Genomic DNA, 20,801 nt, shown 5'->3' on the forward strand with positions numbered 1-20,801 from the left:
AAATAAATTTATGGGATTTTTAAAAGAATTTAAAGACTTTGCTGTAAAGGGCAATGTAGTTGACCTTGCTGTTGCAGTAGTAATTGGCGGAGCGTTTGGAAAGATCGTTAGTTCCCTTGTGGACGATATCATTACGCCGGCCATTCTTACACCTGCCTTAAAGGCCGCTAATCTTAGTAATCTCAGTGAACTTGTTATTCCGGGCACAGCAATCAAATATGGTAATTTTCTTTCTCAGGTAATCTCATTTATCATTATTGCATTTGCATTATTTCTTATTATTAAAGGTATAAATGCTAGTAAAAGAAAAGAAGAGGTAGCACCGGCAGCACCACCTGCACCTTCCTCTACCGACCAGTTGTTGATGGAAATTCGTGATGAGTTGAAGAAAAAAGCATAACAGGATTTTCTGCCTGATAAACTGTGTAAAACTTGCTTTCGCATTGTTTCATTCTCTGATTACATTGCGGCAGTTTACACAGTTTTTTATTTATAAAGTATTATTGTGAATACGGAAAATTATCAAATAAAATTACCGCAGTTTGAAGGGCCTTTCGACCTGTTGTTATTTTTTATTGAGCGTGATGAAATTGATATTTATAATATCCCCATCAGTAAAATAACCAAAGATTTTCTTGATTATATACATCATCAGGATAAACTGAATATTGAGCTAAGCAGTGAATTCATTTTGTTTGTATCAACATTGATGCGCATTAAGGCAAAGATGTTGCTGCCGCGAAAAGAGCTGGATGCTGAAGGCAAGGAAATTGATCCACGCCAGGAGCTGATTGACAAAATTCTTGAATACAAAAAGTTTAAAGAGGCTGCCGCACAAATGGCTGAAATGGAAGCCACCCGAATGCTGATGATGAAACGCGGCAACCTGCAACGAGAACTTTCGCTGGTGGGTGAAGAAGCTGCAGACGGCACCGAAATTCAAACCATTACCTTATTCAGGCTGATGAAAGCGTTTGAACGTGTGGTAAAACGCATGAACGAACGCAATAACAAACCTGTTCATACTGTAATCCGCTATAATTATACTATTGAAGAAAGCCGGGCCTTTATGCTCGGCCTGGTTGAAAAACAAAAAACAGTTTCGTTTGAAAAGGTCTTTGAAGTTTGTGAAAACCGCATTCACGCTATTTTCCTTTTTCTTTCCATGCTTGAACTGGCACAGCAGAATTATATGAATATACTTACCGGCGAAGGCCGCAATAATTTTATATTGGAGTGGAATGAGGAAAGAAAAGAAGAACCAGTTATTCAACCGGCGGAAGAACCTGCTTCCTGATCAACTTTTATATTCCATTACCGGGTGCCTTTCAAACGGGTGTTTATTTTCATCAAAAATATAACGGTAAGTGACCATGCGGCGACTTTGAACAGCGCCAAGACTTTTATAAATGTTTATCATCTTAGGGTTCCAATCTCCGGCCCAGCCCATTTCATAGCGGTCGTACCAATCATTTGGCTGAATTAATAAACTGGCTTCATAGATCATGAAGGAGTCGATGCCCAATGCCTGGAATTTAGGTACAATTCCAAATGCCACGCCTGTAAATATGCGGCATTTGTTATTTCGCTTCATCCATAATAAGCGCAGCTTTTCAATTAAGCCAAGCTTGCCGTTAAAATGCTTAAAATATTCATTAAGGTCAGGGATATTAATCCACATGGCAATGGGTTCATCCTTATAATAAGCAAACCATATAAGGCGTTCATCCATCACTGCCTTCATCTTATTAAAAAGCTTCATAACATCTTTGGCCGCAATTTCTTTAGCCTCGCCATGCTGCGCCCAGGCAGCATTATATACTGTTGCAAATTCGTGCGCATGCTTTTCAAGGTTTTTTATGCTGATGTGGCGTGCTGCATAACCGGGCTTATTTTTGAATTTGGCATAACGCTCAGGAAAGCGGTCCGGAAGTTTATCCTTAACGCTCATAGCATAATAATACTGATTATAATAATTTTTGAAACCATAATTTTCAAAAAGTTCTTCATAGTAAGGCGGATTGTAAGACATACCATAAATTGGCGGTCTGTCAAACCCTTCTGTCATTAGTCCCCACCATTTGTCGCGGTCACCAAAATTTATTGGTCCGTCCATGGCTTCCATCCCTTTATTTTGAAGCCATTCTTTGGCTGCATCTAATAAAATTTTTGCAGCATTACCATCATTGATGCAATCAAAAAAACCGATACCTCCGGTTGCAAATTCAGTCCCCTTATTTATATATTTTTTATTAGTGAAAGCTGCAATGCGGCCAATAAGTTTATTACCATTTTTTAAAATCCAGCGCTTTGCTTCCCCATATTTAAAGGATCTATTTTTTGAAGAATCAAAAACATCGCTCACTTCATTATCTAAAGGGCGTATATAATTAGGGTTATTCCTGTTCAGAAGTACATTTATCTTAATGAAATCATTGGCTGTTCCTGCAGTATTAACTTCAATTAATTGCATAATGCGAATGTAATAAAAACAAAAGAGGAGTTTTGAGGGATTTAAAAAACACCGAAGATATGCATGCGATGTTATTTGCATAAAGAAGGCCGCCTTCCCAGGCGGCCTTCTTTATTATAAGAAATTGCATTAATACTATTGATCCTGAACCACGAATACAATGTTTTGTTTTTGGCGATAAATAACATTGCGTCCATTCTGAATGGCGGGTTGCCATTTAGGCCCTTTCTTAATTACACGTACTGCTTCATCACCACAACCATAACCCGGATCATTAAGTGCCTTTACTTCAGAAATATTACCATCCTTTGCCACGAGGAAAGAAACGGTAACAGTATACCTGCCCGGAGGCGCTCCATTATCTGCAGGAACCTGGCTGTTTAAATTACGTGTAAGATATTTACTCCAGTCGCCGGGAAACTTAGCTTCCACCTGCACACTGGTAAACTCTTTATCATAATCTTCTGTAGCAACCTTGGGGGCTTCTACTTTACCTGTTCCTTTTTCTACAGGCGCTTCAACCACATCAGACTTAATACCTTCCTGGTTAAAAGCCCCGATCTTAGTATCCTCAAGCTTTTCCTGTTCAGGTGGCTTTTCCTCTGGTTTTACTTCTTCGTCCTTTACAATTTTAGGAGGAGTAAATTTAGTAACCTGCACTTTAGGCGGTTCTTTTGGCGGTGGCGGTGGCGGAGGTGGTTCATCCTTTTTCTCCGGCGTCTTAATGTCTTCCAACACCACATCTTTTACCTCCATTTGCTTGGGCTTACCTTCATCAATTTTTTTGGCTATTGCCGAACCAATGAAGACAATAACGCATACAGCAAGCATGGTGATAAGTGCACTTACCATACGCTTGTTATAGCTCTTTCTTAATTCGTAAGCACCATAAGCTTTATTCCTTCCATCGAAAAGGATGTCCAGAATATCGGCGTTTAATATTTTATTTGCTTCCATTTACTAATAAAGTTTAATTCTTTAGATGCTCAATGCGCTCAATTTCCATAAATTATTGCTCAGGCGGAGCTTCCCCTTCTGTAATTCGTACATACCTGTCTTCCACCGGGGAAATATCTACAACAGCATAACGCTTAACAACATTGATGCTCATTTCATCCAGAATATCGATAAAATTTTTATACGTACTCTCGTCGTTCGGTTTTATTACCACCACAAGATTTGTATCCGCCTGTTGCTTTTTATCTATTATTACTTTGCGGATATCCTTGAAGTTAGAAGATTTGAAATTGGAAGCATCCGGAGCCAACTCACCTTCATAATAAAAAATATTATTATCCTTTCCCAGAAGAATTGTTAACGCACCGGACTGTTTGATTTTATTCTGATCTTCCTCTTTTACTTTATCATCAGGCAAAGCAAGGCGCATGGCCGTAGGCTGGCTGATAGTTGTTGTAAATACAAAGAATGTGATCAACAAAAAACCAAGGTCGACCATAGGTGTTAAATCAACCCTTGTGGAAAGTTTTTTACCCTTTTTGACGCCGGGGCCTTTTTTATGGCCACCGCCGCCCGAAGTATCCATTTCTGCCATAACACAAATATTTTCGTTAAAGATTATTATTCTGCAGTTCCACCAGCATCCTTCTTGCTCATATTCAATCTATAGAGGTCGGTGCCTTCCGGAACACCAGAAGGGTTTGTAACCATCTGGAATTTAAATTCATCATTCTTTTTAAAGGCGGTAAGAATGTTTTTAAATACAGGGTATTTAGCCACATTATCTCCCTTCAAAATCAAATCCATTTTTGATCCCTGATAAGCTACCTTGGCTGCCCTTATCCATTCAATCATCTGGTTGTTGGAACTATCCTGTGCCGGAATACCGGAAGGCAGGTTTTTGGCAGTAATCTGCTCGTTACTCAACTTTGCCTGTGCCTTGAGCTGAGAAAAAGGAACGCCTATAAAGGGCTGACTAACCAGCCTGTCCACTTCATCATTTGTAAGGCCAAGATTGTTTCGCTGGTTAATATCCTGGATCATGGTTTGTTTCTTGGTCCTGTCTTCAGCATTATCGCTTACCGACAAATAAACTTTTCCATCCTTATCCAGGGATATCATTACAGCATTTTTATCAGGCACAAACTTATTGGCAACAGACGTTGGTGTTGAAATGGGCACAGCTTCAGAAGGCTTTGGCTTTGTTGTTAAAATAAAGAAAGCTAAAAGCAAAAATGCCACATCACACATCGCCGTCATGTCCACGATTGTGCTCTTCCTTGCAATTTTCGGTCTTGCCATTTTATAAAATTTATTTTAGTATAAGTGTAAGATGCTTTTGAAAAAGAATTCCATAAACCTTCTTACCGCTTATTTATAATTTGATGCAAAACTTTGTGTTAAAGTAAAACCAGACTCGTCAATACCATAAGTAATAGCATCAATCCTTGTAGTAAATACGTTATACATAATGATGGCAACTGCAGAGGTACCAATACCTAAAGCTGTATTATACAAGGCTTCAGAAATACCTTGTGATAAGTGAGATGAGGCATCTGCACCACCGGTTTCAGCCAGCGAAGCGAATGAACGGATCATACCAATTACCGTTCCTAACAAACCCACCAACGTTGCAACAGAAGCAAGAGTTGAAAGAAACACAAGATTTTTTTCCAGCATAGGCAATTCAAGTGCTGTTGCTTCTTCTACTTCTTTTTGAATGTTTAATACTTTTTGTTCTGTGGTTAATTCAGTATTAGTGATCATTTCTTTATACTTACGCAGGCCGGCTTTCATTACATTACCTACTGAACCTTTCTGCTTATCGCATGCTGCAATAGCTTTATCTACATCTTTGTTTGCAAGATTGTATTGCACAGTGCGGATAAATTCAGAAATATTGCCGGTACCTTTTGCTTTTGTAACGGTAAGCAATCTTTCTATCACAAAAGTTACTACTGTTAAAAAGCATCCTATTAAAATCGGCACAATAATACCTCCCAGGTACATACGGGATAATGGAGTGGTAGGACCTTGATGATCTGGCCAGAAACCACCGCTTTTATCCGGTTGTGTAAAATTTGAGTCGCTCCCTATCACAAAGCGCCAGAGTACATACCCAAGAATAAGACAGGTAAGGGGTGCAAGCCATGAAATAGAGTTACGAGATCTTTTGGGTTGCACTGAAGTAGCGCTCTTTGCTGCTGCCGTAGCAGTCGGTCTTGTTTCAGCCATAACAAAATTGATTTTAATTTTTAAACTTTTGTTTTTCGTTTTTTACTTAAAAATTTTTGATCACACATTGCTCAAGCAATCACTATAATGTGCTTTCAAATGGGGTTGTAAATTAGTTAAATTCTTTAAAGCACCAACTTTTCCCAATTTTATTTTTATTTTTTTTCTGAGATGCATTTCTCCGGCCATAAATGCCAATAGCTAATTCATATATTATTACAACCACTAAACTGTAAATTTGTTAATGGCAATGAATAAAATCGTAGTAGCAATAACAGGGGCCAGCGGTGCTATTTATGCAAAGCTCCTGTTGGATAATTTAGTCAGGTTAGAAGGGCAATGCGAACAAATAGCTGTTGTAATAAGTGATAATGCAAAAAAAATATGGCAGGCTGAATTACACAATGAAGATTATAAAAATTACCCCGTACAATACTATGATAAATACGATTTTTCCGCACCCTTTGCATCGGGATCTGCACAATATAATATTATGATTGTAGTGCCCTGCAGTATGGGAACACTAGGCCGTATTGCTTCCGGTGTAAGCGATGACCTGGTAACACGTGCTGCAGATGTAATGCTAAAAGAAAAACGTAAACTTATTCTTGCCGTTCGCGATACGCCCTATAATCTCATCCATATAAAAAATATGGAACTGGTAACACTTGCCGGCGGCATCATTTGCCCGGCAACACCGTCGTTTTACAGTAACCCAACAACAATTGAGGAAGTTGCTTTAACCGTAGTTAACCGGCTTATTGACCTTGCAGGCCTGCAATCGAAAAGTTTTCGGTGGGGAGAATAGCAAGATTAACATGAGTTCGGGATAAGAAGTCTGACTTATTTTGAATATAAAGTTGTTCGGGTTATTATGAAGGTGAGTCATCCTCTGCGACAGAAGAGGTTTCATGATTTTTTAATGGTTGGCTATTCGGGAGATTTCTCCTGTCGTCGAAATGATGTGTACCTCGTTTCCTTATCCCGAACTCACCTAAGATGAGTAAAGCGCAGCATCATATTATATATTATGTCATCACTTAAAACCGGAACCGGAATACAGCCTATAAGAACAATTTTGTTACAATAGCTGCTATTGAATAAATGCATGAAATAATAAAAATGCCTTTTGCCGTTTGGTCACAGCGCATATTGAGATATACAGTAAGTAATACCACGTTGGCAAAAAGCGCAAAAGTGGCTATTGCGGATAAAATGGTTTTTTGCAGCCCGATAACATGAATAAAATCAGCAATGGTATAAGTTGGATAAAGCTTCCATAAATAATAAGCAAACAGCCCAAAAATGGGCGCAATAATACCAAGAATAATTCCTAATAAAAGCGAATCTCTTTTCAATGCTTTTGGGTTAACACTTTTTGCAATTTAGTTTTCAATGTATAATTGGTAAGATCAAACTGAACGGGCACAACGCTTACATAATTATTTTCCAATGCCCATACATCGGTATCTTTTCCCTTATCAAAATTTTGAAATTCGCCGGTTAGCCAATAATATTTTCGTCCACTGGGATCGTGCCTTTCATCAAAACGCTCCTCGTATTTCGCATATGCCTGGCGGCAGACTTTCAAGCCTTTAAGCAATTCTTTTGGGGCAATAGGTATGTTTACATTTAAACAAAGATGCTTATCAATTTTTTTACTTATAATTTGTTTAACCAGTAGGTTTGCGTAATAGGCAGCGCCCGCAAAATCTGCTTCAATACTATAATCCAATAAAGAAAAGCCTATGCTTGGAATACTCTCAATAGAGGCTTCAAGCGCCGCACTCATAGTACCCGAATAAATTACATTAATGGAATGATTGGCGCCGTGGTTAATACCGCTTAAGCATATATCCGGCTTACGGTGCAATACTTTATCTACAGCAAGTTTTACGCAATCTACCGGTGTGCCGCTGCATTGATATGCTTCTATATCACCAAACGTTTCCACGGCAGTCAGGCGGAGGGGTTGGCCAATGGTAATAGCATGCCCCATGCCGCTTTGCGGTTTATCGGGAGCTACAACAACTACTTTTCCAAGATCTTTAACAGCGTCCGTAAGAGCCTTTATACCGGGAGCTGTAATACCATCATCGTTCGTAATAAGAATAACCGGCTTTTCTTTTTTTGAGTTTTTTGCTTTTGCCATAAAAGATGTGCAAGATAAAATATGTTTAAGGTTTGAATGCTTAAAGTTTAAGCCATCAAAGCAAAACAGCCCCGGAAACTCCAGGGCTGTTTACTATTATTATAAAGAGGTATTTATTTATACTGAGGAACTAAACCTTTCGCCAGCTCCACCATTTCTTTTATACCATCTTCGGGTAAATTACCTTTCTTAAATTCTGCCAAAACATGCGGCAATTTATTTTCCATTTCCATTAAGAAATGATCTTCAAATGCTTTCACATTCTTAACAGCAACACCCTGCAATAAGCCCTGTGTTCCGAGATATATAATTGCTACCTGTTTTTCAACCGGGAAAGGAGAAAACTGGGGCTGCTTTAATATTTCCACGTTGCGGGCACCTTTATCAATTACCAGCTTGGTTGCAGCATCCAGGTCGCCGCCAAATTTAGAAAAAGCTTCCAGCTCGCGGTATTGTGCCTGGTCAAGCTTTAATGTACCAGCCACTTTTTTCATGGATTTGATCTGTGCATTACCACCTACACGGCTTACAGAAATACCTACGTTAATAGCCGGGCGGATACCGGAGTTAAACAGGTTACCTTCCAGGAATATCTGTCCGTCGGTAATAGAAATTACATTCGTAGGAATATAAGCAGATACATCGCCTGCCTGTGTTTCAATGATTGGTAAAGCCGTTAAAGAACCACCACCTTTTACAAGGTGTTTGATATTGTCCGGTAAATCATTCATTTCACTTGCCACTTTATCATTGCTGATAACTTTTGCTGCGCGTTCCAGCAAACGGCTATGCAAATAGAATACATCGCCGGGATAAGCTTCGCGGCCAGGAGGACGGCGTAACAATAAAGATACTTCGCGGTAAGCTACTGCCTGTTTAGATAAATCATCGTAAATAATCAATGCAGGTCTTCCGGTATCGCGGAAAAATTCACCAATGGCAGCACCGGCAAACGGAGCATAGAACTGTTGCGGCGCAGGATCTGATGCAGAAGCAGCAACAATGGTTGTATAGGCCATGGCGCCATTGTCTTCCAGCGTTTTCATAATACCGGCTATGGTTGATGCTTTCTGGCCGATGGCAACATATATACAATATACCGGTTTTCCTGCCTGGTAAAATTCTTTCTGGTTAATAATCGTATCAATGCAGATAGCAGTTTTACCTGTCTGTCGGTCACCGATTACCAGTTCGCGCTGGCCGCGGCCGATAGGAATCATTGCATCTATCGCTTTGATACCAGTTTGCAAAGGTTCTTTTACAGGTTCACGGTAAATAACGCCCGGTGCTTTACGTTCCAAAGGCATTTCATACAAATCGCCTGTTATCGGTCCTTTACCATCAATTGGTTCCCCCAATGTATTAATTACGCGGCCAACCAAACCTTCACCTACTTTAATAGATGCAATTTTGCCGGTGCGTTTTACTTTACCACCTTCCCTGATGTCGCCGGATTCGCCCATTAATACCACGCCCACATTGTCTTCTTCCAGGTTAAGTGCAATAGCTTTTACACCATTTTCAAACTCAACCAGCTCACCGCTGCGCACATTGTTTAAACCATAAATGCGGGCAATACCATCACCCACCTGCAATACGGTTCCAACTTCTTCCAAATCAGCGCCAGCATTAAAATTGCTTAACTGCTGTCTTAGTATCGCTGATATTTCATCAGGTTTTATTTCAACCATACAAAAAGTTTATAGTTTGTAGTTTTCAGTTTGAAGATAATCTATCAAACTTTAAAATTATTATTTAAATCTTCCAACCATTTATCCTTTAACCAAAGCCAAACAGGCTATCTTATATTCTGGACAAATACGTTTCTTTCTTTAAACTGCTTGCTTATGTCTTTCAAGTCCCTTAACACGGAAGCATCAACCAGGTTATTATTAAACTCAAGCACAAAACCGCCAATGAGTGCTTCATCCACTTTTGCCTCCAGCTCTATATTTTCCAGGTTAGCCTCTCTTTTAACTTTAGCAATAATTGCATTCTTCAATTCATTGCTTACAGGCGTTGCCGTAGTTAATTTCACCTTATGAATGCCTTTAATTGCATTGTATTGATCAATAAATGCAGTTACAATTTCGGGCATATCGCCTTCGCGGCCTTTATTTATCAGCAATTTTATGAAAGCTTCTGTTAAGGCAGATATTTTGTTTTTTACAATTGCATCAATGATGGATTGCTTTTTATCCGCCGGCACGATAGGGCTGCGCAGGAGATTTACAAAATCACGGCTTGCTTTAGTAACCTGCTGCAAGAACTGCATATCCGCATACACTGCTTCCAGTTGATTTCTTTCAATGGAAAGATCAACCAAACTCTTTGCATATCTTGTAGCTAAACGTGGATTAGGCATTTTTTTCAGCTTTCAGCTTTCAGCTTTTCGCTACGAGTTTGTGCTCACAGCTTAAGCCCGCAGCCATTCTTTAATTCAGTTTTACTTCGTCTGTTAATTGCTTAATATAATTTTCCTGCTTGGTTTTGTCATTCAGTTCCTGGCGCAACACTTTTTCAGCTACTTCAATTACCAGCGAGCCAACCTGGTTTTTCAGATCGGTTAATACCGCATTTTTTTGTTGGTTGATAGCAGCCTGCGCATCAGCCAGGATTTTATCGTATTCCGCTTTTGCCTTTTCCTTTGCATCAGCAACCATTTTGTCGGCAGTGTTCTTGGCATCCTTGAGCATGCCGGCCCTTTCTTCACGGGCCTGCACCAAAAGCGCTTCGTTTTCACTTTTCATCTTCGACATTTCCGCCTTAATATTTTCAGCGGAAGCCAGGGAGTCTGCAATGGTTTTTTCACGTTCGCGCAAACCATTAATGATAGCCGGCCAGGCAAATTTTGCCAAGATAAAGAATACCACCAGGAAAGCCAGGAGCGTCCAAAATATTAATCCTAAACTGGGGGTGAGTAATTGCATAAACTCAATTTAATATTGATACAGCCCAATTAAAAACCGGGCATTGCTCATTGTTTAAAAAAACTGCATTACTTAAACCAAACAATGCAGTAATTATTATTAGAGGATCATAGCTAAGAAGCCAACGATAACGCCGAACAGAGCAACACCTTCCACCAACGCAGCAGTAAGGATCATGTTTGCACGGATGTCGTTTGAAGCTTCGGGCTGGCGTGCAATTGATTCAACGGCACCTTTACCAATCTGACCAATACCAATGCCTGCACCAATAGCTGCTAAACCTGCACCGATGGCGCCGCCGGCATTTGCTGTAGCCTCAAGTAAAATAACATTCATTAAATCCATAATTGTAGTTTATATTGATTAAAAATTTAAACGATTACTGCATCTTCATGATGATCTACATCATTGTGGCCGCCCTCAAAAGCCTGCCCGATAAATACAGCAGAAAGGAAAACAAAAATATAAGCCTGAAGGAAAGCAACGAGTATTTCAATGAAATAGATAAAAATTGTAAATGCTACTGATAGTGGAGAGGCTCCCCATCCTGCTGCCGCACCAAGCCCGGCAAAGATGAAAATAAGCGAAATAAGGCATATTACAAGAATGTGGCCTGCCACCATGTTTGCAAACAAACGTATCATTAATGCCATTGGCTTGATAAACACGCCTAAAAATTCCACGAGCATTAAAATAGGTTTCACAAAAGCAGGCACCGGCGGGTTGAAAATATGCCCCCAGTAGTGCTTATTGGTGCTGAAAAGAATTGCCACAAAAGCTATTAAAGCCAGCACAAGCGTAAAGGCTATATTACCTGTAACGTTTGCACTTCCGGGAATTAAGCCCAATAAATTATTTATAAGGATAAAAAAGAAAACCGTAAGCAGGAAAGGAAGGTATTTGCGATAATTCTTTTCGCCAAGACAGGGTTTTGCCACTTCATCCACAATAAAAAGTATCACCGGCTCCATAAGGCTTTGCTTGCCCTTGGGGGCTGAGACAACACCATGTCCTTTTTTATAGCGGTTAGCAATTGAAACCATTATCCAAGTTAATAACAACACGGAAATTATCATCTGCACTACATAACGTGTAATGGAGAAATCGTACAGTTTAACGCTTTCATCAATTTGCCCGTTTGCATCAACTGCAACTATCTGCCCTTCATGATATTTGCCCTCAGGCAAATTTTCTTCTTTCAGCATTTCTGCAGTAATCAGTTTATAGCCATCATATTCTGCTTCGCCATGATGAAACTGCGAAAACATGAATACATCCAGTCCTTTTTGTTTTGAATAAAGAATAACAGGCAGGGGAATTGCAGCTTCGTGCTCCTCGCCATCGCTGCCTTCGTAAGAGAAAAAGTGAAATTCATGCGCATCTAAAATGTGCCCAAAAATAACTTCATTGGCATCGAAGTCATTTTTTTCTTCTTTCTTAACATTATCACCCGTTTCAGTTGGTTTTTCCTGAGCAAAAGTGGAAATTGAAAAAGCCAGGAAAAAAAGGCTGAAACCCGCTACCAGTAAAGATTTTACGCATTTTAAGGTCATATACGGCCCCGAAATTTTGCGCAAATATACAGGTATGCATCTAAATAATGAAACGAGTTTGGAAAAGTAAAAAAATAAAGAAAATATATTGTCGTAAACACACCTTTACTGCACTATATGCACATGAAATTATCTACCATATAAACTTCACTTATCGCAGTTGTGTTAGATTTGCCATGTGAGCCTTTCATTAAAAATCACATTTCTCGGCACCGGCACCAGCACAGGTATTCCCATGATTGGGTGCACCTGCCCCGTTTGCACTTCAACTAATTCCAGAGACAAACGCCTGCGCAGCAGTATTTTGGTGGAATCTGCCACAACAACCATTGCTGTGGACACCACGCCCGATTTCCGTTACCAGATGTTACGCATCCATAATACCAAATTGGATGCTGTTCTTTTTACCCATCCGCATAAAGATCATACCGCGGGGCTTGATGACGTGCGGGCTTATAATTTTTTTCAGCATAAACCCATGGATGTTTATGCCAATTCGCTAACGGCAGAAGCCCTTATGCGGGAATTTGCTTATGCGTTTGCTGATAAAAAATACCCGGGCGTTCCGCAAATAAACCTTTATACCATTGATGAAAGCGCCTTTGAAATAGGCGATATCCCAATACAGCCTTTTACAGTGTGGCACCATAAAATGCCTGTTTTTGGATATAAATTTGGAAAATTTACCTACATTACAGACGCAAACAAAATTGACAACGAAGTAAAAACACTCATAAAAGGTTCGGATGTACTTGTGGTAAACGCCCTTAGAAAGGAACAGCATATTTCTCATTTTACCCTAAGCGAGGCTATAAAACTAACAGAAGAATTAGCAATACCAAAAGCATATTTTACGCACATTAGTCACCAGCTTGGCAAACACGAAGATGTTGAAAAAACTTTACCGCCGGGCATTCACCTCGCTTATGACAACCTAACACTTATTATATAACCCAACAAATAACTCCAATGAAAAAAAATCCCTTAAAAGAATGGTTTGTCTTCAGCAGGCGAGACAGGAATGCCGCTTTTATACTATTGGGCCTCCTTGTAATAATTATAATACTGCCCTGTTTTTTACCTTCAAAAAAACTGAATATTCATGTGAATACAGCATTGCAGGCTGAATTAGACAAGTACAGGCAGGAAAACACCCAGCCTTTTTATGCAGCCAGTTATGCAGATACAGCAGGCGCCGATTCTATACAGTTAAAATTATTTTATTTTGATCCAAATACTTTAAGCGAAGATGGATTTGTAAGGCTTGGCCTCTCCCCTAAAACAGCGCATACTATTATCAATTACCGCAGCAAAGGCGGCCATTTCAGGAAGCCGGAAGACCTCCGCAAAATATACAGCCTTGCAAAAGCAGATGCAGACAGAATTATTCCTTACGTGCGCATTGCACCGGAGAACAAGCCAACCATTACTTCTTCCGGAAATTCGCAGCCAGGTGAAAAACCAAAACCATCTTACGCATTCAACCAACTAAAGAAAACGGAGATCAACTCGGCTTCCGTTGAAGACTGGAAAGCCTTTCCCGGAATAGGCGATGTACTGGCCAACCGCATTGTAAAATTCAGGACAAGCATGGGTGGTTTCAAGTCTGTTGACCAGGTTGCGAAAACTTATGGTTTAAGCGATAGCGTTTTCCAGGTAATAAAACCTTACCTCTATATAAAAGAGTAAAAAACGATTTGTATAAAAAATATTTTGAGCAAATAAATTCTATCCCATAGCTTTACACTAACAATCGTTAGTTTTATGTATGCTGTAAAAGAAGAAATAACAGAACAAGTTTGTGTAATTGCCAGGGATTTTGCTAACCTGCATATTAAACCCTATGTAATGCAATGGGATGAGGCCCAGGAATTTCCGGCACACATATTTCACAAAATGGGAGAGCTTGGACTGATGGGCGTTTTAGTACCGGAAGAATATGGGGGTTCAGGTTTTGGGTATGCAGCATATAAAGTAGTAATAGAAGAAATATCAAAAGTGTGCGGTTCCATAGGTTTAAGCCTCGCAGCGCATAATTCACTTTGCACCAATCACATCCTTTTATTTGGTAATGAAGACCAGAAGCAAAAGTATTTACCGCGACTTGCTTCGGGAGAGTGGATTGGCGCCTGGGGTTTAACAGAAGCAAACACCGGCAGTGATGCGGGCAATATGCAATGCACGGCAAAAAAAGAAGGCAATAACTGGGCGCTGAACGGAACCAAATCGTGGATAACGCATGGCAAGAGCGGCAATGTTGCCGTTGTAGTTGCAAGAACAGGTGAACCCCGGGCAAGAAATAATGCAACTGCATTTGTTGTAGAGCGCGGAACGCCCGGCTTTTCAGCGGGAAAGAAAGAAAATAAACTTGGCATGCGCGCCAGCGAAACTGCCGAAATGGTATTTGATAATTGTATTATTCCTGATGAAAACCGGCTGGGCGAAGTTGGTGATGGCTTCAAACAATCTATGCAGGTATTGGATGGCGGAAGAATTTCCATTGCCTGCCTGTCATTAGGCATTGCCAAAGGAGCTTTTGAAGCTGCAGCAAAATATAGTAAAGAGCGGCGCCAGTTCGATCAACCCATTTCTAATTTCCAGGGCATAAGTTTTAAGATTGCCGATATGACAACTGAGATTGATGCCGCCGAGCTTTTAATTATGCGTGCCTGTTCTTTAAAAGACCAGCACAAAAAAGTTACAAGAGAAGCCGCAATGGCAAAATATTATGCCAGCGAAGTGGCCGTAAAAGTTGCTAATGAAGCGGTGCAAATATTTGGTGGCAATGGTTATACAAAAGAATTTCCGGTTGAAAAGTTTTACCGCGATGCCAAACTTTGCACAATTGGCGAAGGCACATCTGAGATACAAAAGATTGTTATTGCAAGAGAAACGCTGAATAAATTTTGAATAAGTTGAGGGACTTTTTCATAGAGGCGGGGTGTTTACCCCGCCTGTTTTATTTTAATGAAAATCACTTTACTTTTTAAAACACATATAAGTTGTTCTGCAGTTTCCTGGTTTTTAAAACTTCTATAAATCTCCCAACTGTGGCCGCATAATAATTTCTTCCACACAGGCCTGTGGCGAAAGCAGCGATGCTGCATACACCATATTAGCAACATCGTCAACCTGCATAAGCCTTTCAGGGTTTACGCCGCTGCTGCTCCAGCTATCAGTATAAACAGCGCCGGGCATAACTGCAGTTACTTTTATGTTATAGGGTTTTAATTCTTCGCGCAGGTTTTTACTAAAGCCAAGCAAAGCAAATTTGCTGATGCTGTAGCTGCCTCCATTTTTATATGCTGCCAGCGACGCAATGGAACACATATTAAAAATGTGGCCACGTTTTGCCTGCATCATGGCGGGCAAAACAGCCCTGGTTAAATGATAAGCGCTGCTGAGGTTTGTATCAATCATGGCCTCAAAAGTTCCATCTTTTTCTTCATGAATATTGCCGGGCAAAAAACTGCCGGCATTATTAATCAAAATTTGTGGAGTGCCAAACTGCAAACAAAAATTTCCAAATGCTATTGCATTTTCTTTCTTACTAATGTCTGCAGCTAAAACATCTATTGAACAGTTAGCATATTTTTCGAGCAACCGGTTTTTGGTTTCAGTTAAAAGCGCCTCATTTCTTGCACATAAAAAAAGATGATGGCCTGCTGCTGCAAATTTTTCTGCAAATGCTTCACCCAATCCCTTTGATGCGCCGGTAATTATCACGTTCATAACATTGAATTTATTTACAGGAATGTAGCTTTGCCGCTCATTGCAACAACTGTATAAGGGAGTGACACAACCATGCTTCATAGCATTGCTACAGTTGGCAACATACTACAAATCTAAAATCGCGAAGCAATTATAATGACATATAAACATTTATTTTTTGATCTTGACCATACGCTTTGGGACTTTGAAGCAAATGCGAAAGAAACTTTTCAGGCACTGCACACGCAGCATGCATTACACGAAAAAGGTATTGAGGATTTTGATGAATTTTTCAACCGTTATTCTTTTCATAATACAAGGCTTTGGGACCGCTATACAAAAGGTTATATAAAGCAGGATGAACTGCGCTGGAAACGTATTTGGTTAACGCTGCTTGATTTTAAACTGGCAGATGAAGTGTTGGCAAAAGATATGTCGGCTCAATTTCTTGAAGGATTGCCTAACAGGAAAAAATTGTTTCCCTACACAACTGAAATTTTAGAGTATCTAACACAAAAAAAATATGTGCTGCATTTAATAACAAATGGATTTGACAGTGTGCAGCACAGTAAATTAAAACACAGCAATCTTACAGGCTATTTTAAAGAAGTAATTACATCTGAAAAATGCGGCAGTTTAAAACCGCAGAAAGAAATTTTTGAGTTTGCATTACGTGCAACCAATGCAGATGTTAAGGAGAGCATAATGATTGGTGATAATATTGAAGCCGATATTAAAGGTGCAATGGCTGCGGGTTTGGATACAATATTTGTGAACCACATAAACGCTGAAACAGATGTGCAGCCAACATATACAATTTACCATTTGAAAGAGTTGGAAAATATTTTTTAATTTTATAGAAACAGAAGATATGAACTGGAAAGATTATATTACTACAGATCCTGCAGTTTTATTTGGTAAACCCGTGATAAGAAATACTCGCATTCCAGTTGAACTCTTATTAGAAAAAATGGCAGGTGGCTATTCAAATGATGAATTATTGAAAGCTTATCCAAAAATAACACTGAACGATTTACAAGCATGTCTGTTATTTGCAGCAGAAAGCATTAAGCATGAAAAAGTATTGGCAGTGTGAGCAAACCTAATATAGTTATTGACGAAAGTGTTGACTATGCCATTGTGAGCGAACTTAGAGCTAACGATTTTACGATTTATGCAGTTATTGATGAAACGCCATCCATATCAGATGAAAAAGTTCTTAATATAGCGATTAATAAAAACGCATTATTAATAACAGAAGATAAAGATTTTGGAGAACTGGTTTTTCGCTTCCAATTTTTTCATAAAGGTATTTTATTAGTAAGAATGGTTAATGCAAAGTCACTTGAAAAAGCCAGAACAGTATTAAAAGTAATGAATGAACACTACGAAGAATTAATTGACAATTTCAGTGTATTAGATGATAGCAAACTCAGGATAAGAAAATAATTATGGCAGAAGATTTACACGTAATTCAAGGCACAAAAGCAGAGCAATACCAATCTTTAATTCCGCAAATAAAAGGCCTGATTGAAGGTGAAACAGATGTAACGGCAAACCTTGCCAATGTAGCGGCTGCATTAAAAGAACAGTTCAAATGGTTTTGGGTTGGCTTTTATATTGTAAAAAATAATGAACTGGTTGTTGGCCCTTTCCAGGGGCCGGTTGCCTGCACAAGAATCAAAAAAGGCAAAGGCGTTTGCGGCACAAGCTGGGAGCAGGCAAAAACAATTATTGTGGAAGACGTTGAAAAATTTCCGGGGCATATTGCCTGCAGCAGTTTATCAAGATCGGAAATTGTGATACCTGCATTTAAGAACAGTAAGGTGATTGCTGTGTTAGATGTTGACAGCGAATTACTCAACCACTTTGATGAAACAGATGCAATTTATCTTGAACAGATAGTTAAGCTTATTGCTTTTGACTAAACGAAGCAATAACCGAAACGCCGCTTTTTACAACCTGGCCGGGCTCCACTTCAATAACAGCATCCAGGGGAAGCAACAGATCTACACGGCTGCCGAATTTTATAAACCCAAATTCATCGCCTTGTTTAAACACTTTACCTGGCGTTGCATAATTGCATATACGTTTGGCCAAAGCACCGGCAATTTGTTTTACTAAAATAGTTCCGTTGGCATTCTCCAGCACAATGCTGTGCCGTTCATTTAATACAGAAGACTTTGGATGCCAGGCCACCAGGTATTTCCCTTTATGATAATGATTATAAACTACCGTGCCATCAACCGGTACACGGTTTACATGCACATTTACAGGGCTCATAAAAATGCTTACCTGTATGCGGCTGTCATTGAAATATTCGGTGTTATTTACCTGTTCAATTACTACGACCTTTCCATCGGCAGGTGCAACAATTTTTGTTTCGGAAAATGTAAACGCCCGGTTGGGAATGCGAAAGAAAAAAACAATAAAAAAGAAAAATACAAAACTCAAAAAAAGGATGATGAATGCAATCCATTCAAAATTGTCTGAAAAAAAATAAAAGAAAAGTATGTTAATTAAAACAAGTAATAAAGCGCTTACTCCAATAATCCTGTATCCTTCACGGTGAATGGTCATAACAAAAATTGACTGCAAATATAAACAGTGTCGTTGACTGTTAACCGTGGACTGTTGACCGTCAACCGGAAACTATGAGCAAATCAGAGGAAAAGTTTCACATACAGCCACACGAAAACGGTTGCAAATAAAAGCGAATCAAACCTGTCGAGAAACCCACCGTGGCCGGGCAATATATTACCGCTGTCTTTTATACCGGCCTTACGTTTTAAACCGCTTTCAAATAAGTCTCCAAAAATGCCGGTTACACAAATCAATGTTGAAATAATAGCCAGTTGTAAAATATCAGCATTAAAAAAAAGATGACCGAAAGCTGTAATGGTTACAACGGCCAATACGATGCCGCCTATAGTGCCTTCCCATGTTTTTTTGGGAGATATAGCAGTAAGCGGTGTTTTGCCAACTGCGGAACCAACGAGATAAGCCATGGTATCGTTTATCCACAATGTAATAATCAATACCAGCGGCAAAACAAGGCCCATATCAAGACCAAAAAAGCTGCCGAATATCATGCCTTCGGAACGCAGGTCTATCATGCAGCCGCAACTAAAAGAAATATACAGCAGCCCCCCTATCGAAATAAACAAAGGCTTCAGGTTAAAATTGTGGCTTAGTAAAATTTCAATCAAGGGCAGGGTTATTACGGTCAGCAACATTAAATACCAGCCAATTTCGCTAAGCTGCAAAGGCCCTATTGCATAAGCATAGTTCGTCATCCACAGCATAAAGCCCCAGCCTGCCAGCACCACACCATAATGATGCATGAAAGAAATGGATTTATATTCAGGCGCAATTTTATCGGCTATTGCCTTAAACTCTTTCCAGCAGCCAAAATGTACGATTGAAAAAAGAATAAAAAACGTCCAGTGGTTTATTAGCAGCCCGCATAGCATTACTGCTACAAATACAAGAGAGGTAAGCGCCCTGGTTTTAAATGTTTGCACGTTAAATGCCATACGTGTAATAATCGGTGAAAATAAATTAATCTGTTTTTATTTTTAAGCCATGAACCTTTTAGGAAATTTAATCTGGTTAATCTTCGGCGGCTTTATTTCCGCACTTGGATATTTTGTTATGGGCTTTGTTTTCTGTATCACCATCATCGGCATTCCGTTTGGTATTCAATGTTTCAAAATAGGCATCTTCACGCTCATGCCTTTTGGAAAAAAAGTAGTTACCACCTCTTCTTCCGGCGGCTGCCTTTCACTTTTATTCAATATCCTCTGGATCGTTACCGGCGGCCTTTACACAGCGTGCATGCACCTTGTTTTTGCAATATTACTTTTTATAACCGTTATAGGCATACCTTTTGGCAGGCAGCATTTAAAACTCGTTGAACTAACCCTCATGCCTTTTGGAAAAGATATTGTTGCTGCGTAACAATCGGAGTATTTTTTTGAAACCGGCAGTTGATACATTGTGGCATCACGGTTGTGTCACTCCCTTGTACTGCATATTTTTATGGCAGCAATACAGTGCTTCAGCCTTACTGAAACCGTTTAAAATTTGAACACAGAAGTTTCTTAACGCAAACCTATTTTTCAAAAACCAATGTTTCTGCATTAGCTCCAAGTGCGGCCAATGCATCCAGTATATTTTTGGTAAACTCATCGGGCCCGCACACATAAAAATGCTGATTAAAGTTTTGGATTGTATTCCGCAAAAAAGATTTGTCAATCCGCTTATCATAATATTTGGTGCCTGGCTGACTGGTGATAACATTCATAAACCTTCCATCAAGCATCCCACTAAATTCATCTTTTAAAATAATATCCGCTTCTGTTTTATTGGAAAATATCAGCAGATTATTCCCAAGTTCATGTTGCTGTTTTAAATGCCTGAATATGGCAATAAAAGGTGTAACGCCTGCACCACCAGCTATAAAAACGCCTTCGCCTTTATATTCTATAGCGCCCCAGGCGCTGCTTATTTCAAATTCAGCCCCAGGCGAAATGGTTTTAAGTTTATTGGTCAAACCTTCAGGATTGTCGTACAGTTTTATTGTAAACTCTAAAAAATCATCATCCGGCAGGCAGGTAAATGTAAAGGGATGTTTATTGTCTTTCCAGCCTTCTTCATTCAGGCTCAAATCAACAGCCTGGCCTGGAGTAAACTCAAAACCTTCAGGTTTTGTAACCCTGAAAGTTTTTACATTATGTGTTCTCGGGATAATTTCTGTTACTGTAACGATGTAATTATTTTCCATAAAA

Annotated in this window: 27 protein-coding genes; 11 read left to right on the forward strand and 16 right to left on the reverse strand. The window is 39.5% G+C overall.

Going from position 1 to position 20,801, the window contains the following annotated elements:
* The first annotated feature begins 10 nt into the window (after nucleotides 1-10).
* Nucleotides 11-400 carry a large-conductance mechanosensitive channel protein MscL gene (gene mscL / locus BM015_RS02470; protein ID WP_090654140.1) on the forward strand — a complete coding sequence of 130 codons (390 nt, stop codon included), beginning with the start codon at nucleotides 11-13 and terminating at the stop codon, nucleotides 398-400.
* A gap of 105 nt (nucleotides 401-505) precedes the next feature.
* On the forward strand, nucleotides 506-1,297 hold the full coding sequence (locus BM015_RS02475) for a segregation and condensation protein A (protein WP_245751173.1): 792 nt from the start codon (nucleotides 506-508) through the stop codon (nucleotides 1,295-1,297).
* Here BM015_RS02475 and BM015_RS02480 read toward each other — a convergent pair whose 3' ends face one another.
* The 5 genes from BM015_RS02480 to BM015_RS02500 form a co-directional block, all read right to left on the reverse strand.
* On the reverse strand, nucleotides 1,298-2,473 hold the full coding sequence (locus BM015_RS02480; RefSeq protein WP_090654144.1) for a hypothetical protein: 1,176 nt from the start codon (nucleotides 2,471-2,473) through the stop codon (nucleotides 1,298-1,300). It abuts the gene before it with no gap.
* Nucleotides 2,474-2,608: 135 nt separating this feature from the next.
* A complete protein-coding gene (locus BM015_RS02485) occupies nucleotides 2,609-3,430 on the reverse strand; it encodes an energy transducer TonB (protein ID WP_090654146.1) in 822 nt (273 codons plus the stop codon).
* A 52-nt stretch (nucleotides 3,431-3,482) separates the two neighbouring features.
* Nucleotides 3,483-4,025, reverse strand: coding sequence for an ExbD/TolR family protein (locus BM015_RS02490; protein ID WP_090654148.1), 543 nt, complete (start codon nucleotides 4,023-4,025; stop codon nucleotides 3,483-3,485).
* A 26-nt stretch (nucleotides 4,026-4,051) separates the two neighbouring features.
* Nucleotides 4,052-4,732, reverse strand: coding sequence for an ExbD/TolR family protein (locus BM015_RS02495; protein ID WP_090654150.1), 681 nt, complete (start codon nucleotides 4,730-4,732; stop codon nucleotides 4,052-4,054).
* 69 nt (nucleotides 4,733-4,801) lie between these two features.
* The gene (locus tag BM015_RS02500; protein WP_090654152.1) at nucleotides 4,802-5,665 is read right to left on the reverse strand and encodes a MotA/TolQ/ExbB proton channel family protein; all 864 of its coding nucleotides are present in this window, start codon (nucleotides 5,663-5,665) and stop codon (nucleotides 4,802-4,804) included.
* A gap of 250 nt (nucleotides 5,666-5,915) precedes the next feature.
* On the opposite strand from BM015_RS02500, the gene BM015_RS02505 reads away from it, so the two are divergent.
* On the forward strand, nucleotides 5,916-6,473 hold the full coding sequence (locus tag BM015_RS02505; RefSeq protein ID WP_218148415.1) for a UbiX family flavin prenyltransferase: 558 nt from the start codon (nucleotides 5,916-5,918) through the stop codon (nucleotides 6,471-6,473).
* Between the two features lie 256 nt (nucleotides 6,474-6,729).
* On the opposite strand, the gene BM015_RS02510 is transcribed toward BM015_RS02505, so the two are convergent.
* The 7 genes from BM015_RS02510 to atpB form a co-directional block, all read right to left on the reverse strand.
* Nucleotides 6,730-7,023: a hypothetical protein gene (locus BM015_RS02510; RefSeq protein ID WP_090654157.1), complete on the reverse strand. Its 294-nt coding sequence runs from the start codon at nucleotides 7,021-7,023 to the stop codon at nucleotides 6,730-6,732.
* Nucleotides 7,020-7,817, reverse strand: a complete 798-nt coding sequence (surE, locus tag BM015_RS02515) for a 5'/3'-nucleotidase SurE (RefSeq protein WP_090654159.1) — start codon at nucleotides 7,815-7,817, stop codon at nucleotides 7,020-7,022. The genes BM015_RS02510 and surE overlap by 4 nt, the downstream gene beginning before the upstream one ends.
* A gap of 113 nt (nucleotides 7,818-7,930) precedes the next feature.
* The gene (atpA, locus tag BM015_RS02520; protein WP_090654161.1) at nucleotides 7,931-9,508 is read right to left on the reverse strand and encodes a F0F1 ATP synthase subunit alpha; all 1,578 of its coding nucleotides are present in this window, start codon (nucleotides 9,506-9,508) and stop codon (nucleotides 7,931-7,933) included.
* 107 nt (nucleotides 9,509-9,615) lie between these two features.
* Nucleotides 9,616-10,182 carry an ATP synthase F1 subunit delta gene (gene atpH, locus BM015_RS02525; RefSeq protein ID WP_090654163.1) on the reverse strand — a complete coding sequence of 189 codons (567 nt, stop codon included), beginning with the start codon at nucleotides 10,180-10,182 and terminating at the stop codon, nucleotides 9,616-9,618.
* 70 nt (nucleotides 10,183-10,252) lie between these two features.
* Complete coding sequence (atpF, locus tag BM015_RS02530) at nucleotides 10,253-10,747, reverse strand: F0F1 ATP synthase subunit B (protein WP_090654165.1); 495 nt, start codon at nucleotides 10,745-10,747, stop codon at nucleotides 10,253-10,255.
* Between the two features lie 99 nt (nucleotides 10,748-10,846).
* The gene (atpE, locus tag BM015_RS02535) at nucleotides 10,847-11,092 is read right to left on the reverse strand and encodes an ATP synthase F0 subunit C (RefSeq protein WP_090654167.1); all 246 of its coding nucleotides are present in this window, start codon (nucleotides 11,090-11,092) and stop codon (nucleotides 10,847-10,849) included.
* A gap of 26 nt (nucleotides 11,093-11,118) precedes the next feature.
* The gene (gene atpB, locus BM015_RS02540) at nucleotides 11,119-12,300 is read right to left on the reverse strand and encodes a F0F1 ATP synthase subunit A (protein ID WP_090654169.1); all 1,182 of its coding nucleotides are present in this window, start codon (nucleotides 12,298-12,300) and stop codon (nucleotides 11,119-11,121) included.
* Between the two features lie 178 nt (nucleotides 12,301-12,478).
* Between atpB and BM015_RS02545 the strand changes: the two genes are divergently transcribed.
* The 3 genes from BM015_RS02545 to BM015_RS02555 all read left to right on the forward strand — a co-directional run bounded on the left by BM015_RS02545 (nucleotide 12,479) and on the right by BM015_RS02555 (nucleotide 15,210).
* Nucleotides 12,479-13,252, forward strand: coding sequence for an MBL fold metallo-hydrolase (locus BM015_RS02545; protein WP_245751176.1), 774 nt, complete (start codon nucleotides 12,479-12,481; stop codon nucleotides 13,250-13,252).
* Nucleotides 13,253-13,269: 17 nt separating this feature from the next.
* Nucleotides 13,270-13,989, forward strand: a complete 720-nt coding sequence (locus BM015_RS02550; protein ID WP_090654171.1) for a ComEA family DNA-binding protein — start codon at nucleotides 13,270-13,272, stop codon at nucleotides 13,987-13,989.
* Nucleotides 13,990-14,064: 75 nt separating this feature from the next.
* Nucleotides 14,065-15,210, forward strand: coding sequence for an acyl-CoA dehydrogenase family protein (locus BM015_RS02555; RefSeq protein ID WP_090654173.1), 1,146 nt, complete (start codon nucleotides 14,065-14,067; stop codon nucleotides 15,208-15,210).
* A 123-nt stretch (nucleotides 15,211-15,333) separates the two neighbouring features.
* Here the strand turns inward: BM015_RS02555 and BM015_RS02560 are convergent, their stop codons facing one another.
* The gene (locus BM015_RS02560; protein ID WP_090654175.1) at nucleotides 15,334-16,032 is read right to left on the reverse strand and encodes an SDR family oxidoreductase; all 699 of its coding nucleotides are present in this window, start codon (nucleotides 16,030-16,032) and stop codon (nucleotides 15,334-15,336) included.
* 135 nt (nucleotides 16,033-16,167) lie between these two features.
* Between BM015_RS02560 and BM015_RS02565 the strand changes: the two genes are divergently transcribed.
* From BM015_RS02565 to BM015_RS02580, 4 genes are read left to right on the forward strand one after another with little or no spacing between them, the layout of a single operon-like run.
* Nucleotides 16,168-16,863, forward strand: a complete 696-nt coding sequence (locus tag BM015_RS02565; RefSeq protein WP_090654177.1) for a YjjG family noncanonical pyrimidine nucleotidase — start codon at nucleotides 16,168-16,170, stop codon at nucleotides 16,861-16,863.
* A 19-nt stretch (nucleotides 16,864-16,882) separates the two neighbouring features.
* Nucleotides 16,883-17,107 (forward strand): DUF433 domain-containing protein, encoded by a 225-nt coding sequence (locus BM015_RS02570; protein WP_090654179.1) that lies wholly within the window; start codon nucleotides 16,883-16,885, stop codon nucleotides 17,105-17,107.
* Complete coding sequence (locus BM015_RS02575) at nucleotides 17,104-17,460, forward strand: DUF5615 family PIN-like protein (RefSeq protein ID WP_090654181.1); 357 nt, start codon at nucleotides 17,104-17,106, stop codon at nucleotides 17,458-17,460. The genes BM015_RS02570 and BM015_RS02575 overlap by 4 nt, the downstream gene beginning before the upstream one ends.
* A 2-nt stretch (nucleotides 17,461-17,462) precedes the next feature.
* A complete protein-coding gene (locus tag BM015_RS02580; RefSeq protein WP_090654183.1) occupies nucleotides 17,463-17,939 on the forward strand; it encodes a GAF domain-containing protein in 477 nt (158 codons plus the stop codon).
* On the opposite strand, the gene BM015_RS02585 is transcribed toward BM015_RS02580, so the two are convergent.
* Complete coding sequence (locus BM015_RS02585; RefSeq protein ID WP_090654185.1) at nucleotides 17,923-18,591, reverse strand: phosphatidylserine decarboxylase family protein; 669 nt, start codon at nucleotides 18,589-18,591, stop codon at nucleotides 17,923-17,925. The two genes, BM015_RS02580 and BM015_RS02585, sit on opposite strands and share 17 nt — an antisense overlap.
* Nucleotides 18,592-18,674: 83 nt before the next feature.
* The gene (locus tag BM015_RS02590; RefSeq protein WP_090654187.1) at nucleotides 18,675-19,547 is read right to left on the reverse strand and encodes a phosphatidate cytidylyltransferase; all 873 of its coding nucleotides are present in this window, start codon (nucleotides 19,545-19,547) and stop codon (nucleotides 18,675-18,677) included.
* Nucleotides 19,548-19,596: 49 nt separating this feature from the next.
* Between BM015_RS02590 and BM015_RS02595 the strand changes: the two genes are divergently transcribed.
* The gene (locus BM015_RS02595; protein WP_090654189.1) at nucleotides 19,597-19,971 is read left to right on the forward strand and encodes a YccF domain-containing protein; all 375 of its coding nucleotides are present in this window, start codon (nucleotides 19,597-19,599) and stop codon (nucleotides 19,969-19,971) included.
* Between the two features lie 154 nt (nucleotides 19,972-20,125).
* On the opposite strand, the gene BM015_RS02600 is transcribed toward BM015_RS02595, so the two are convergent.
* Nucleotides 20,126-20,797: a ferredoxin reductase domain-containing protein gene (locus BM015_RS02600; RefSeq protein ID WP_090654191.1), complete on the reverse strand. Its 672-nt coding sequence runs from the start codon at nucleotides 20,795-20,797 to the stop codon at nucleotides 20,126-20,128.
* Nucleotides 20,798-20,801: the final 4 nt, after the last annotated feature.

The organism is Parafilimonas terrae (genome assembly GCF_900115755.1).
Classification (GTDB): domain Bacteria; phylum Bacteroidota; class Bacteroidia; order Chitinophagales; family Chitinophagaceae; genus Parafilimonas; species Parafilimonas terrae.